Here is a 12655-nt window from a genome sequence, read left to right as displayed (position 1 = left end):
GTAGTGTCTTGGCTCCGACGCGTGGCCATCCCCTCGGAGGCGTGCCCCGATGACACTGCGCATCCTGGTCGTGGGCGCCGGCATCGCGGGCCTCGCCGTGGCCCGGGCTCTGCGGGTCGCCGGTTTCCGGCCCGACATCGTGGAGGAACTGGCCGCGGGCGTGATGCCCGTGGCGGGAATCTTCCTGCCGGGCAACGCCGCCCGCGCGCTGCGCCTGCTCGGGCTCGACGCGCCGGTGCAGCCCCTCGGCGACGTGATCCTCCGCCAGCAGTTCCTCGACGCCCGCGGCCGCGAACTGTTCGAGTTGGACGTCGCCGGGATCTTCGCCGGGGTCGGCGAGTGCCGGGCGCTGCCCCGCGGCGAGTTGCAGCGGGTGCTGCTCAGCGGGGTCGGCGGCGAGGTCCGGTACGGCACCTCTGTCCGCGACGTGACCATCGTGGACGGCGCCGCCAAGGTCGAGTTCAGCGACGGCGGCGTCGCCGAGTACGACCTGGTCGTCGGTGCCGACGGCCGCCGCTCCACGATCCGGGCCCGGGCCGGTCTGGGCGGCCCGGCGACCCCCACGGGCCACGTCGTGTACCGCAGCGTGGTCAACGGCGGCCCGCCGGTCGACGCGTGGACCGGCCTGCTGGGCCGGCGGGCCTCGTTCGCCGTGATGCCGATGGGCGGGCGGAGGCTGTACTGCTGCGCCGACGAGACGGTCCCGCCGGACGCGCCGGCCCCGGCAGACCCGCGGGCCCGGATGCGGGAGCTGTTCGCCGGGTTCGGCGGCCCCGTGCCGGCGGTGCTGGAGGCGATCGAGACGGTGCAGGTGGCCCGTACCGACGAGGTGGTGCTGGAGCGCTGGTCCGCCGGGCCGGTGGTGCTGGTCGGGGACGCGGCGCACGCCACGGCGCCGACGCTGGCCCAGGGCGCGGCGATGTCGTTCGAGGATGCGGTGGTGCTGGCCGAGGTGCTGCGGGCGCGGCCGGACGACATCCCGGCGGCGCTGGCCGAGTACGAGCGGCGGCGGCGCCCCCGCTGCGGCAGCGTCCGCGAGCGGACCCGGGAACGCGACCGCACCCGCGACGTCCCCCCGGCGCTGCGCGACCCTATGCTGCGCAGGAGGGGACGGCGGATCTTCGCGGATCAGGTCCGGGAGCTGGCCGCGCCGGTGTGACCCACACCCGCGCACTTGGTCACCCCGTGCCCGCCGGGGCCGGGCGGGGGACTATTCTGCCAGCGAGGTACGCCATTCCGTACGCGCGTACTGAGTGGGACGAACGAGACACCGGAGGCTATCCGTGACGACCGTTGCGCCGAAGCCGATCGTGACCCGGCCTTATCCGGTCCGGCGGCAGGTCAAGGGTACGGCGATCGCGCGGATCCTGCGCACGACGGACGCGAAGCAGATCGGGATCATGTACATGATCACGTCGTTCGTGTTCTTCATGCTGGGTGGTCTGATGGCGCTGCTGATGCGCGCCGAGCTGGCCCGCCCGGGGATGCAGTTCCTCTCCCCGGAGCAGTACAACCAGCTGTTCACCATGCACGGCACGATCATGCTGCTGTTCTTCGCCACCCCGATCGTGTTCGCGTTCGCGAACTTCGTGGTGCCGATCCAGATCGGCGCGCCGGACGTGGCGTTCCCGCGGCTGAACTCGTTCGCCTACTGGCTGTACCTGTTCGGCGGGACGATCACCATCGCCGGGTTCATCACCCCCGGCGGCGCGGCCGACTTCGGCTGGTTCGCGTACACGCCGCTCAGTGACGGTCTGCACTCGCCCGGCGTGGGCGGCAACATGTGGGTGGCCGGCCTGGCCCTGTCCGGCCTCGGCACCATCCTCGGCGGCGTCAACATGATCACCACCATCCTGACGCTGCGCGCGCCCGGCATGACGATGTTCCGGATGCCGATCATGACCTGGAACATCCTGGTCACCAGCCTCCTGGTGATCATGGTGTTCCCGTTCCTGGCCGCCGCGTTGTTCGCCCTGCTGGCCGACCGGGTGCTCGGCGCCCACGTCTTCGACGTCGCCACCGGCGGGCCGATGCTCTGGCAGCACCTCTTCTGGTTCTTCGGCCACCCCGAGGTGTACATCATCGCCCTGCCGTTCTTCGGCATCATCACCGAGGTCATCCCGGTGTTCAGCCGCAAGCCGGTGTTCGGCTACAAGGGCCTGGTGGCGGCGACCCTGCTGATCGCGGCGCTGTCGATGAGCGTGTGGGCGCACCACATGTTCGTCACCGGCCAGGTGCTGCTGCCGTTCTTCAGCTTCCTGAGCTTCCTCATCGCGGTCCCGACCGGCATGAAGTTTTTCGTCTGGATCGGCACGATGTGGCGCGGCCAGATCAGCTTCGAGACGCCGATGATGTTCGCGCTCGGCTTCCTCATCACGTTCCTCTTCGGTGGTCTGTCCGGCGTACTGCTGGCCGCCCCGCCGATCGACTTCCACGTCTCCGACTCGTACTTCGTCATCGCGCACTTCCACTACGTGCTGTTCGGCACGATCGTGTTCGCGGTGTTCGCGGGTATCTACTTCTGGTTCCCGAAGATGTTCGGCCGGATGCTCGACGACCGGCTCGGCAAGGTGCACTTCTGGCTGACGTTCATCGGCTTCCACTCGACGTTCCTGGTGCAGCACTGGCTCGGCACCGAGGGCATGCCCCGCCGGTACGCCGACTACCTGGCCAGCGACGGGTTCACGTTCCTGAACACGTGGTCGACCATCGGCTCGTTCGTCCTGGGCCTGTCGACGCTGCCGTTCATCTACAACGTGTGGAAGTCGTACAAGGTCGGCGAGCTGGTCACCGTGGACGACCCGTGGGGCCACGGCAACTCGCTGGAGTGGGCGACGAGCTGCCCGCCGCCGCTGCGCAACTTCGACCGCATGCCGCGGATCCGCTCGGAGCGCCCCGCGTTCGACGCCAAGTTCCCCGAGCTGGCGGCCCACTCCCTCGCGGGCCCGCCGGAGGGTGGCGCGAAGCCGCTGACCAGCGAGTCGAACGGCGGCGCCACGTACAGCGAGGATCTGAGCAAGAACCGCGACAAGCGCTGAACCGCCAGCACCACACGGCCCGCCCGCCGTCCAGCGAGGCGGGCCGTTCCCTTTCCCGCTGTCCGATCTAGCGATCTTGATGACTTCGGGTGCGGAGCTAACCCGAAGTCATCAACTTCCGCGCTGCCAACACATCCGGTGCCTCCGCGCGGCCGCCACACCTGATGGTGGTCAGGTGCGGCTTCCGCCCGCGGCGTTGACTGATGCGGGGTTGTCGGCTGCGGCCGGGTCGAAGGGTGTCGCGGGCTCCTCGGCTGAGGCGGATGTCGCGGGGACGTCCGACGCCCGGGCGGGCGTAGAGGGTGAGCGGTGCCGGAGCTGGGTGGGCAGGGCCAGCAGCGCCACCAGCACACCCACGATGCCGACCGCGGCGAACCCCCACGGCGGGGACAGGGTGTCCATCACCACACCGGCCAGCGGGGCGCCCAGCGCCACCCCGACGGTCAGCGACGAGTTGTGCAGCCCCATCGCCTCGCCCCGCGCCGCGGCGGGGGCCAGTCGGCTCACCACGTCGGCCGTGGCGGTGATCGTGGGAGCGCACAGCGCCCCCGCCGGGATCAGCATCAGCGCCAGCAGCCACCAGTGACCGCCGCCCAGGCCCACCGGGATGGTGAACAGCGCCATCGGGCCGAACAGCGCCAGCGGCGGCACCCCGCGCCGCACGGTGCCGTACGCGAAGCCGCCCAGCAGCGAATACGCCGCCCACAGGCCCAGCACCGCACCGGTCCACTCCAACTCGCCGGTGGAGCGCAGTGCCGCCACCACGGCCACGTCGGTGCCGCTGAGCACCAGCGTGGCGCCGGCGGTGACCGCGAGGACCGCCACCAGGCGCGGGCCGAGCCAGGACCGCCGGGGCACCCGCTCACCCGCCGAGACCGGCGCCTCGTCGGCGCTGCGGGTCGCGGGGTTCAGCAGGTACAGGCCGAGGCCGGAGACGAGGATCCCGGCGCCGACGGCCAGCATGCCCGCGCGGGCGCCGGCCGTCGTGCACACGAAGACCCCCAGGGCGGGGCCCGCCATGAACGACAGCTCGGTGGTGATCGAGTCGAGCGCGAACGCGGGCAGCCGGTGCGACTCGGGGGTCAGCGCGGCGATGGACTGCCGCGCGACCGCGAACACCGGCAACGTCAGGAAGCCGCCGACCAGCGCGGCCAGCAGCATCGCCCAGTACGGCACGGCCTGCGCGGTGGCCCAGAAGGCGACCTCGGCGACCGTGGTCAGCACGAGGATCGGCCGCAGGCCCCGGCGGTCCATGGAGCGCCCCAGCACGGGCGCCCCCAGCGAGCTGCCGACGGTGAACGCGGCGCCGACCAGCCCGGCCGCGCCGTACCCCCGGCCGAGGTCCTGCACCACGTGCAGGGTGAGGACCACCGGGCCGGCGGTCACGGGGATGCGGGCCAGGGTTGCCACGCTCAGCAGCGAACGCATGCCGCGCAGCGCGAGGGTCTCCCGGTAAGGCGTGAGTGTCATGTCGGTCCTGTCCTCCGACCTGCCAGTCTCCGCCCGGGGTACGACAACCCCAACCGGTTTAGACGGACGTCACCACGGGTGTGCCGGTGGTGACCACCGAGGCGTCCCGGAACTGCTCCAGGGCGGCCCGAGTGGTGGCCGGCGCCACCCCGGCGGTCAGGTCCAGCAGCACCGTGGTGGCGAAACCCTCCGCCGCGGCGTCCAGGGCGGTGGCCCGTACGCAATGGTCCGTGGCGATGCCCACGACATCGACCGAGGTCACGCCCCGTGCGCGCAGCCAGACGGCCAGGGTCTGGCCGTCGTCGGTGTGGCCCTCGAAACCCGAGTACGCCGCCGCGTGCTCCCCCTTGTGGAAGACCGCCTCCACCCGGTCGGTGACCAGGCCGGGGTGGAAGTCCGCGCCGCTGGTGCCGACGACGCAGTGCGCCGGCCAGGAGTCGACGAAGTCCGGCGGGTCGCCGAAGTGCGCGCCCGGATCGACGTGGTAGTCCTTGGTCGCCACGACGTGGTCCCAGCCGCCCGAGGTGAGCGCCCGGGAGATGCCGGCGGCGACGGCCGCGCCGCCGCCGACCGCCAGCGAGCCGCCCTCGCAGAAGTCGTTCTGCACGTCGACGATGATGAGTGCGCGGGACACGGTGCCTCCGATCAGATGGCCGGAACGGGTCAGGCGGTCGGGACGACGGTGACGGGGATGGCCGGGTCGCCCGCGGAGAGCTTCAGACCCTCCCACGGGATCGAGATGAGGCACTGCCGCAGGTGCTCGCGGGACTCGGTCAGCGGCACCGGGTCGACGATCTCCCCGCCGACCACGTAGGAGCGCTGCAGCAGCCGGTCGTTGGGCCGGTGGTCGGGTACCCCCTGGGAGACCACGATCTCCTCGGTGGCCGTACCCGTGGGCTTGTGCCGCCGGACCGCGGTCTTGCGGCCGCCGACGGTGGCCTTGTTCTCCGAACGCTTGACCACGGGGCGGCCCTCGACCTCGACCAGCTTGTACACCAGCCCGGCCGTGGGTGCGCCGGAGCCGGCGACCACGGCGGTGCCCGCGCCGTACATGTCGACCGGTTCGGCGGCGAGGGTGGCGATCGAGTACTCGTCCATGTCGCCCGAGACGATGATCTTCGTTTCGGTGGCGCCGAGGGAGTCGAGCAGCTCCCGCGAGTGCTGGGCCAGCACCGACAGGTCGCCCGAGTCGATGCGCACCGCCCGCAGGTCGGGCCCCGCCACCGCGATCGCGTTGCGGATGCCCTGCGCGATGTCGTACGTGTCCACCAGCAGGGTGGTGTTCTTGCCCAGCGCGGCGACCTGCGACGCGAACGCCGCCGTCTCGTCGTCGTGCAGCAGGGTGAAGGCGTGCGCCGAGGTGCCGGTGGTCGGGATGCCGTACTTCGCGCCGGCGGCCAGATTGGACGTGGAGGCGAAGCCGGCCAGGTAGGCGGCGCGGGCCGAGGCCACCGCGGCGGCCTCGTGGGTACGGCGCGAGCCCATCTCGATGATCGGCCGGCCGCGGGCCGCGGTGACCATCCGGGCCGCCGCCGCGGCGACCGCACTGTCGTGGTTGAGCACCGACAGCAGCAGCGTCTCCAGCACCACGCACTCGGCGAACGTGCCGGACACCGTGAGGATCGGCGAGCCCGGGAAGAACAGCTCGCCCTCCGCGTACCCGTCGATGTCGCCGGTGAAGCGGTACCCGGCCAGCCATCGCGCGGTGGTCTCGTCGACGATGCCGGCCTTGCGCAGGAAATCCACCTCGGCGTCGCCGAAGCGGAAGTCGCGGATCAGCTCGGCCAGCCGGCCCGGTCCGGCGACGACACCGTAGCGGCGGCCGGAGGGCAGCCGCCGGGCGAAGACCTCGAAGACGCAGCGGCGGTCGGCGGTGCCGTCCTTGAGGGCGGCGCTGATCATGGTCAGCTCGTACTGGTCGGTCAGCAGGGCGGGTGGGTACGCGGTCACGCTCCCCACCCTATTGCGGCAGGGAACGCAGCGCGGGGGCGAGTTCCGTGCGGCCGCTGACGCCGAGCTTCGCGTACACCCGTTGCAGGTGGTTCTCCACGGTGCGCGGCGACAGGAACAGGCTGTCCGCGATCTCCCGGCTGCGGGCGCCCGCGGCGGCCAGCTCCGCGACCTGCCGTTCCCGGCTGGTCAGGGCGGGCTGCACAGAGCGCAGCGCCGGGGTGCGCAGCGTGTCGCAGGCGGCCAGCGCGTCCGCCAGCACCGTGTTGGCGGCCAGCGCGCGCGGATCGCGGGCGGCGCGGAACAGCCGCAGCGCGGTCGCGGCGGCCTCCGCGGCGAACACCTGGTAGCCGTGGGCGGCGAAGTCGCGCGCGACGGCGTACAGGGCCGACGGGTCGTGGCTCGCGGCGCCGCGCGCGTGCCGCAGCAGCAGCGGCGCGGCCGGGCCGCCCGGCACCTCGGCCAGCAGCGCGGCCATCCGGTCGGCGGCCAGCTCCGCCCGGCCCAGCCGGACCACGTCGTGCCAGGCCAGCAGCTCGTGCCCGGCGAATCCGTCGGCGCGCAGCCGCTCGGCCAGCTCGGTCAGTACCCGCACCGCGCCGCTCAGGTCGCCCGCGCACGCGGTGGTCCACGCCCGGGCTGTCGCGTGCCACGGGTGGAACAGCCGCTCGCTGGCGCCACCGGCCGCCTCGGCGCTGGCCATCGCGGCCGTGGCCAGCGCCAGGTCGCCGCGCACCGCGGCGGTCAGCGCCCGGGCGGCGTGCCCGAGGCCCTCGTAGCGTCCGTGCGTGGACAGCGCGGCGCAGGCCTGCTCGGCGGCGCGCAGGGCGTCCGCGGTGCGCCCGCGCAGCCGGGCGCGGTGCGCCTGCAGCAGCGCCACCCAGCCGGTGCCGAAGCCGAAGCCGCCGGTCTGCGCCAGGTCCGCGAACTCCGCGGTGAGGATCTCGTCGAGGGCGGCCAGGTCGAGAGCGACGCCGACCCGGGTGCCGACCGTCACGGGCAGCAGGAAATGCAGCGCGGGGGAGTCGCACCACCAGGCCGGGGCGTCCGCCTGGATCCGGGCGATCAGGTCGGCGCTGTGCTGCGGGTGCCCCGACGCCGCGGCCAGCAGGGCCCGGGCGCAGTGGGCCAGGTCGCGGGCCGAGGCCCCGGCGGCAGGGCTTTCGAGTACGGCGGCAGCCAGCTCACGGGCCCGGTCCAGCTGGTTGAGCTGCAGCCGCATCAGCGCCTCGACCGCCTGGACACGGGCCACCTCCCCCGGCCCGGTCACCGCGCCCGCGGCCGCTGCCAGGTCGTCGGCGGCCCCCGCCCGACCCAGTCCCCAGAACGCCACGGTCGCCCGCAGCGCGACCAACCGTCCCGTCGTCCCATCCCCGCCGCCGTCCCGGGCTGCGATGCCGTCCCGGGCCGGGGTGTTGTCGAGGGCGGCCCGGGCCTCGTGGGGGCGTCCGGCCAGCAGGAGGGCCGTGGCCAGCAGCTCCGTCGCCGGGTACCCCGCGCCCGCATCCCGGGCGGCGGCCGCCAGCCGGTGGGTGAGCGTCAGATCCAGCCGCCCGAACGCCAGGGCGGCCGCGTCGAGCAGCCGCGCGCCGTCCTGCGCGGTGCCGGAGTCCAGCCGCCAGACCGCCACCCGCAGCAGGTCGTCGCGGCGCCGGGCGCCGGTGCGCTCGACCAGGTCGGCGAGCGTCGCCAGCAGGCGCCGGGTCCGGCTCACCGGGCACTGGCGGCGCACCACCTCGCCGTACAGGGGGTGGGCCAGGCGGGCGGGGCGGCGGCGGCCGTCCCCGTGTACGCGGATCAGCTCGCGCTCCTCGGCCGCCTCGACCGCGGCCGGGTCGGCGACCGCCAGCAACGAGGGCAGGCCGATCGGCTCGCCGAACGCGACCAGCTCCACCACGTCGCGTACGGCGGGGGCGAGCCCGCCGATGTGCGCGTCGACGAGGTCGGCGAGGCTGGGCGCCAGGGTGAGCCGCCCGGTCCAGCGCCAGACGCCGTACGCCCGGGTCATCTCGCCGCCGCCGCGGGCCGCCCGCACCAGCTCGCGCAGCATGAGGGGGTTGCCGCCGGCCAGCTCGGTGAGGCGCTGGGCGGAGCCGCCCTCGACCGGCCCGCCGAGCATCGCCGCCAGCAGCTCACGGGACCGGGCCGCGTCCAGCGGGTCCAGCTCCGCGTGCCCCACCAGGCCCTCGGTCCACAGCGCGCCGATCGGCGGCGGTACGGGCGCGGCGCCGCGCAGCGTGGCCAGCAATGTCGCCCCCTGGCGGACGAGCAGGTGGACGAGCGCGGCCGACGGCGGGTCGAGCAGGTGGGCGTCGTCGACCGCCAGCACGATCGGGCGGCCACCGGCCTCGGCGCGCAGGATGTCGAGGGCCCAGCGGAGCAGGCCGGCCTGGGACAGCCCGGCGGGCGGGTCGGGCGGCAGGACCTGGGCGAGCCCGCCGAACGGCAGGCCGCACGCCGCGACGCTGGCGGCCGCGGTGAGCACGGCGTAGCTGCCGGGGTCGAGGGTGGCGACGGCCTCGCGCAGCAATCGGCTCTTGCCGACCCCGGCCGCGCCGCTGAGGATCAGTCCGCCCCGGCGCTCGTCGGTGGCGGTGGTGGTGAGGCGGGCCAGCTCGCCGGCGCGCCCGACGAATGCCCAGTCCCTCACCGCGACAGCATATCGATATCCGTCACACCGATGTCACTGCGCGTGTCGTGTACGGAAATGAGTAGCTGGGACATGAACGCTGAGTAACGTGACTGCTCGGCCGGAAGGGCCCGGCAACGTACCGTTTCGCCGGGTGCGGCCCAGACGCGCCCGGGCCCGCCTGGCGGGGCGGCCCGGGCGTCCGCCGTCCGGGCGGGCGCTGTCGCGGCGCTTCGTTTCCGCAACCGGGCGGATCCGGTGGCACGATGGGGGGCATGGCATTGCCTCAGGTCGCTCCCGTCGAGACGCCGGAGATCGAGGAGGTGCCAGCGGACGATCGGCCGTGGGTCACCATCGTCTGGGACGATCCGGTCAATCTGATGTCGTACGTGACCTGGGTGTTCCAGAAGTTGTTCGGCTACAGCCACGACCGTGCCGAGCAGTTGATGATGACGGTCCACACCGAGGGCAAGGCCGTGGTCTCCGCGGGGGCCCGGGAGCGGATGGAGTTGGACGCATCCCGGCTGCACGGATACGGTCTGTGGGCGACGGTGGACCAGGGGTGACAGGTCGTACCGGGACGGATCGGGCGGTGATGGGGCAGGTGGACTGAGGGATGTTCCGACGCCACGGCAACCAGTGCGTGGCGACCTTCGCGGTGGACGAGGTCCGTGTGCTGCGCAAGGTCGCCGGTGAGGTTGTCGGCCTGCTCATGGACGGCTTCGAGCACGGCGACCCGGTGGTCGACCGCCTCTTTCCGGACATCTACCCGGAGCGGCCCGACGACTCGGCCGAGTTCCGCCTCTACACCGAGGGCGACCTCAAGACCGGCAAGATCGATCAGGCCGGCGCGATCCTCGCCGCCCTGCCCGACGACGGCCCCGGAGAGGTACGCCTCGACGGCGAGGAGGCCGAGGCGTGGCTGCGGGCCATCAACGACGCCCGCCTCGCCATGGGTGTGCGGCTGGACATCCGGTCCGACACCGACCTCGGCGAGGAGCTGGACGACGCCGTGGCCGCCGACCCCACGTCCAGCCGCGTCTTCCAACTCTCCGTGTACGCGTACCTGGGCTATCTGCAGGAATCCCTGCTGAACGCGCTCGTCGCCGTCCGCTGAGCCCGGGCGCGTGAGCACGGCCACGCCCGGCGCCGCGGCCGGGCACGGTAATGTGAACACCGTGCTGACCATCGACAGCGCGATCCTCTCCGCGATCGTCGCCCATGCCCGCCGGGACCACCCCGACGAGGCCTGCGGCGTGGTGGCCGGACCGGCCGGCAGCGACCTGCCGACCCGCCACATCGCCATGGAGAATGCGGCCCGGTCGATGACGTTCTACGAGTTCGACTCGATGGAGCAGCTGCGCGTCTGGCGCGAGATGGACGACCACGACGAGGAGCCGGTGGTCATCTACCACTCGCACACCGCGACGGAGGCGTACCCGTCGCGCACCGACATCTCGTTCGCGGGGGAGCCGGGCGCCCACTATCTGCTCGTCTCGACCCGTGAGCAAGACTCCGAGGAGATTCGCTCGTTCCGTATCGTGGACGGTGTGGTGACCGAGGAAGAGGTCAACATCGTGGATGCGACGGTGGACGCGTGAAGGTGAGTACGGACGGTCACGCCGTCCAGTCGTACATGTTCGGGCAGACCCCGACGACGGTCGACTACGAGTGTCGCTGAGCACTGTCGCTCACGCTGACCCGTTGTCGTACACCTTCTTCTCTTTCCAAGGAGCACCTGCAGTCATGGCCATCGAAGTTCGCGTTCCCACCATCCTGCGCAGCTACACCGGCGGAGCCAAGGTCGTGGAGGGTGCCGGCGACACGCTGGGCGCCCTCATCGACGACCTGGACGCCAAGCACTCCGGCCTCAAGGGCCGCCTGATCACGTCCGAGGGCTCCCTGCACCGCTTCGTCAACGTCTACGTCAACGACGAGGACGTGCGCTTCCTCGGGGCGCTGGACGCCAAGCTGTCCGACGGCGACTCGGTGACGGTGCTGCCCGCCGTCGCGGGCGGCGCCCTCGGCTTCGCCGCCGCAGCGGCCCTCCTCGGCAGGTAGTCCCATGGCTCGCTTCGAGAGCCTGCTCGACGCGTGCGGGGGCACGCCGCTGGTCGGTCTGCCCCGCCTGTCGCCGACGGTGCCCGACGGGGCACCGCCGGTGCGGCTGTGGGCGAAGCTGGAGGACCGCAACCCGACCGGCAGCATCAAGGACCGCGCCGCGCTGTTCATGGTGCGCGAGGCGGAGGAGTCGGGGCGGCTGCGGCCGGGCGACACCATCCTGGAGCCGACCAGCGGCAACACCGGCATCTCGCTGGCCATGGTGGCGAAGCTGCGCGGTTACCGCCTGGTCTGCGTGATGCCGGAGAACGTCTCCGCCGAGCGCATCCAGCTGCTCCGGATGTACGGCGCGGAGATCATCTTCTCGCCGGCGGCGGGCGGCTCCAACCAGGCGGTCGCGACGGCCAAGCAGATCTCGGCCGAGCACCCGGACTGGGTCATGCTGTTCCAATACGGCAACCCCGCCAACGCCCGTGCCCACTACGAGACGACCGGGCCGGAACTGCTGCGCGACCTGCCCACGGTCACCCACTTCGTGGCCGGGCTGGGCACCACCGGCACGCTCATGGGCACCGGCCGCTACCTGCGGGAGAAGGTCCCCGGCATCGAGATCGTCGCGGCCGAGCCCCGCTACGGCGAACTCGTCTACGGCCTGCGCAACATCGACGAGGGCTACGTGCCGGAGCTGTACGACGCCACGGTCCTCAACCGCCGGTTCTCCGTGGGCACCCGCGACGCGGTGCTGCGTACCCGGCAGCTGGTCGAGGTGGAGGGGATCTTCGCGGGCTTCTCCACCGGCGCGATCCTGCACGCGGCGCTGGCCGTGGCGCACGAGGCGGTCAAGGCGGGCCGCCGCGCCGACGTGGCGTTCGTGGTCGCCGACGGCGGCTGGAAATACCTGTCCACGGGCGCGTACGGCGGCACCCTCGCCGACGCCGAAGAGGCCCTCGAGGGCCAGCTCTGGGCCTGAGCGGATCCGTGGAACCGTGCGGGGAACAGCGGTCGTCGGCCTGCGGTCAATAGGTGACCGCGAGGCCCACCGCCGCCATCAGGGGCAGCGCGGCGCCGAACAGCAGCAGCCACGGTGGTCGCCGGCGGTGGATGGACAGGAAGCCGGCCACCGCCAGGGCCACGCTGAGCATGCCGCAGAACGCGAGCACCGGCACGTACCAGTCGGGGACGCCGCCGCGCACCGAGGACACCAGCCCGCGCACGCCCACCCCGACCCCGGCGAGCCCGAGCAGCGACGCGTAGCCCGACATCGCCAGCAGCCGCCGGGTACGCGGCGCCGGGTCGTCCTCGGCCGGGAAGCGGAACAGCACCCCGCGCGGATCGGCGGGCGCGGGTTCGTTCACGTCTGTGGCCACGACGCCTCCGTCGGCAGGGGGCCGCAGCCCACAACGATGCACTTCACGGTGTGCAACGCGGCCGACTCACGGCCCGTGACGCCCCATTCAATGACCCATGTCACGTCCCCTGTGACATGTGTTGTCGATTTAGCGACAAG

General features: G+C 72.8%; 11 protein-coding genes and 1 pseudogene. 7 read left to right on the top strand and 5 right to left on the bottom strand.

Going from position 1 to position 12655, the window contains the following annotated elements:
• Nucleotides 1–49: 49 nt before the first annotated feature.
• Both ACMCNN_RS24635 and ctaD read left to right on the top strand, forming a co-directional pair.
• Nucleotides 50–1159 (top strand): FAD-dependent monooxygenase, encoded by a 1110-nt coding sequence (locus ACMCNN_RS24635; protein ID WP_412742882.1) that lies wholly within the window; start codon nt 50–52, stop codon nt 1157–1159.
• Nucleotides 1160–1283: 124 nt separating this feature from the next.
• A complete protein-coding gene (ctaD, locus tag ACMCNN_RS24630) occupies nt 1284–3038 on the top strand; it encodes a cytochrome c oxidase subunit I (RefSeq protein WP_412742881.1) in 1755 nt (584 codons plus the stop codon).
• A 171-nt stretch (nt 3039–3209) separates the two neighbouring features.
• Here ctaD and ACMCNN_RS24625 read toward each other — a convergent pair whose 3' ends face one another.
• From ACMCNN_RS24625 to ACMCNN_RS24610, 4 genes are read right to left on the bottom strand one after another with little or no spacing between them, the layout of a single operon-like run.
• A complete protein-coding gene (locus ACMCNN_RS24625; RefSeq protein ID WP_412742880.1) occupies nt 3210–4508 on the bottom strand; it encodes an MFS transporter in 1299 nt (432 codons plus the stop codon).
• Between the two features lie 58 nt (nt 4509–4566).
• On the bottom strand, nt 4567–5142 hold the full coding sequence (locus tag ACMCNN_RS24620) for an isochorismatase family protein (protein ID WP_412742879.1): 576 nt from the start codon (nt 5140–5142) through the stop codon (nt 4567–4569).
• Between the two features lie 29 nt (nt 5143–5171).
• Nucleotides 5172–6458, bottom strand: coding sequence for a nicotinate phosphoribosyltransferase (locus tag ACMCNN_RS24615; RefSeq protein WP_412742878.1), 1287 nt, complete (start codon nt 6456–6458; stop codon nt 5172–5174).
• 10 nt (nt 6459–6468) lie between these two features.
• Nucleotides 6469–9108, bottom strand: a complete 2640-nt coding sequence (locus ACMCNN_RS24610) for a LuxR C-terminal-related transcriptional regulator (RefSeq protein ID WP_412742877.1) — start codon at nt 9106–9108, stop codon at nt 6469–6471.
• A 254-nt stretch (nt 9109–9362) separates the two neighbouring features.
• Between ACMCNN_RS24610 and clpS the strand changes: the two genes are divergently transcribed.
• From clpS to ACMCNN_RS24585, 5 genes and pseudogenes are all read left to right on the top strand, one after another.
• Nucleotides 9363–9653, top strand: coding sequence for an ATP-dependent Clp protease adapter ClpS (gene clpS / locus ACMCNN_RS24605; RefSeq protein WP_412742876.1), 291 nt, complete (start codon nt 9363–9365; stop codon nt 9651–9653).
• Between the two features lie 50 nt (nt 9654–9703).
• A complete protein-coding gene (locus ACMCNN_RS24600) occupies nt 9704–10204 on the top strand; it encodes a DUF2017 domain-containing protein (RefSeq protein WP_412742875.1) in 501 nt (166 codons plus the stop codon).
• A 61-nt stretch (nt 10205–10265) separates the two neighbouring features.
• A pseudogene (locus tag ACMCNN_RS24595) lies at nt 10266–10768 on the top strand (Mov34/MPN/PAD-1 family protein).
• Between the two features lie 65 nt (nt 10769–10833).
• The gene (locus tag ACMCNN_RS24590; protein WP_412742874.1) at nt 10834–11148 is read left to right on the top strand and encodes a MoaD/ThiS family protein; all 315 of its coding nucleotides are present in this window, start codon (nt 10834–10836) and stop codon (nt 11146–11148) included.
• 4 nt (nt 11149–11152) lie between these two features.
• Nucleotides 11153–12118, top strand: a complete 966-nt coding sequence (locus ACMCNN_RS24585) for a PLP-dependent cysteine synthase family protein (RefSeq protein WP_412742873.1) — start codon at nt 11153–11155, stop codon at nt 12116–12118.
• Nucleotides 12119–12164: 46 nt separating this feature from the next.
• On the opposite strand, the gene ACMCNN_RS24580 is transcribed toward ACMCNN_RS24585, so the two are convergent.
• On the bottom strand, nt 12165–12515 hold the full coding sequence (locus ACMCNN_RS24580) for a hypothetical protein (RefSeq protein ID WP_412742872.1): 351 nt from the start codon (nt 12513–12515) through the stop codon (nt 12165–12167).
• Nucleotides 12516–12655 lie beyond the last annotated feature (140 nt).

The organism is Krasilnikovia sp. MM14-A1004 (genome assembly GCF_047159485.1).
Lineage (GTDB): Bacteria > Actinomycetota > Actinomycetes > Mycobacteriales > Micromonosporaceae > Actinoplanes.
This window is presented reverse-complemented; position numbering and strand designations above follow the sequence as displayed.

What these genes read in the sequence shown, in the direction of transcription:
- ACMCNN_RS24635 (WP_412742882.1), top strand. Translation starts at nt 50, where the DNA reads ATGACACTGCGCATCCTGGTCGTGGGCGCCGGCATCGCGGGCCTCGCC.
- ACMCNN_RS24625 (WP_412742880.1), bottom strand. Translation starts at nt 4,508, where the DNA reads ATGACACTCACGCCTTACCGGGAGACCCTCGCGCTGCGCGGCATGCGT.
- clpS (WP_412742876.1), top strand. Translation starts at nt 9,363, where the DNA reads ATGGCATTGCCTCAGGTCGCTCCCGTCGAGACGCCGGAGATCGAGGAG.
- ACMCNN_RS24600 (WP_412742875.1), top strand. Translation starts at nt 9,704, where the DNA reads ATGTTCCGACGCCACGGCAACCAGTGCGTGGCGACCTTCGCGGTGGAC.
- ACMCNN_RS24590 (WP_412742874.1), top strand. Translation starts at nt 10,834, where the DNA reads ATGGCCATCGAAGTTCGCGTTCCCACCATCCTGCGCAGCTACACCGGC.
- ACMCNN_RS24585 (WP_412742873.1), top strand. Translation starts at nt 11,153, where the DNA reads ATGGCTCGCTTCGAGAGCCTGCTCGACGCGTGCGGGGGCACGCCGCTG.